Source organism: Halomonas sp. ND22Bw, assembly GCF_003011945.1.
Taxonomy (GTDB): Bacteria; Pseudomonadota; Gammaproteobacteria; order Pseudomonadales; family Halomonadaceae; genus Halomonas; species Halomonas halophila.
This window is the reverse complement of record NZ_PXWD01000129.1, coordinates 1-479: the sequence shown is the minus strand read 5'-3', so window position 1 is coordinate 479 and position 479 is coordinate 1. Positions and strand designations below refer to the sequence as shown.

2 protein-coding genes are annotated in these 479 nt (G+C 69.3%); both read right to left on the bottom strand.

Annotated elements, in window-relative coordinates; all coding sequences use genetic code 11:
- Nucleotides 1-82 (bottom strand): hypothetical protein (locus CVH10_RS17315; RefSeq protein ID WP_146142984.1); only part of this gene is annotated, 82 nt, incomplete at its 3' end.
- A gap of 42 nt (nucleotides 83-124) precedes the next feature.
- Nucleotides 125-479: ATP-binding cassette domain-containing protein (locus CVH10_RS17310; protein WP_146142983.1), on the bottom strand; the 355-nt coding region annotated here is incomplete at its 5' end.

The following is a 479-nucleotide window of genomic DNA, read 5'->3' as shown; positions in this document are numbered from 1 at the left end:
GCAGTTTGATCGCCTGCTGCAGCTGCGGCGTCATCACCAGCGATTGCGACTGGCGCAGGTCGAGGCGCGGCGCGAGGCTCATGCGGGGCGGGGGCTGTGGGAGGCGAGCGGCCGGGCCATGCGGCTAGAGCGTGAAGCCCTCGCCCAGGTACAAGCGGCGCACGTTCTCGTCGCGGACCAGCTCGTCCGGGCTGCCGGTGAACAGTACCTTGCCGTCGTAGATGATGTAGCCGCGGTCGACGATGTCCAGCGTCTCGCGCACATTGTGGTCGGTGATGAGCACGCCGATCCCGCGCTCCTTCAGCTGGCACACCAGGTCGCGGATGTCCGCGATCGAGATCGGGTCGATTCCCGCGAACGGTTCGTCCAGCAGCATGATCGACGGATCGGCGGCCAGCGCGCGCGCGATCTCGGCGCGGCGACGCTCGCCGCCCGACAGCGCCATTGCCGGCGCATCGCGCAGCCGCGTCAGCCCGAAT